The organism is Henriciella marina, assembly GCF_027213945.1.
Taxonomy (GTDB): Bacteria; Pseudomonadota; Alphaproteobacteria; order Caulobacterales; family Hyphomonadaceae; genus Henriciella; species Henriciella marina_A.
This window is the reverse complement of record NZ_JAPWGW010000060.1, coordinates 1-262: the sequence shown is the minus strand read 5'-3', so window position 1 is coordinate 262 and position 262 is coordinate 1. Positions and strand designations below refer to the sequence as shown.

General features: G+C 40.5%; 1 protein-coding gene. It reads right to left on the bottom strand.

Annotated features, from left to right (window positions below; genetic code table 11):
* On the bottom strand, positions 1-262 hold a 262-nt coding region (locus O4G74_RS16175; RefSeq protein ID WP_269403541.1), incomplete at both ends, for a PTS transporter subunit EIIC.

Genomic DNA, 262 nt, shown 5'->3' with positions numbered 1-262 from the left:
CTATCGCAGCAATTAAGATGGCCCCAATTAGGTTAGTGTCTAAAGTTTTGACTCCTCCTATATTTTTCAGGCCACTGACTCCCCCTGGTTCGAGAGAGTAATCTACTCCGAAAGATGATCCCCAGAATCCCAGCATTGTTTCAATAAAGTTATTCCAGGTCATGTAGACTACAAATGCTGCCAACGCTGCTCTAGCATTAGCTTTTTTAGCTAAACCGATCGGTAAACCGATTACAAAAAGGAGTTCTATATTACTAAATAT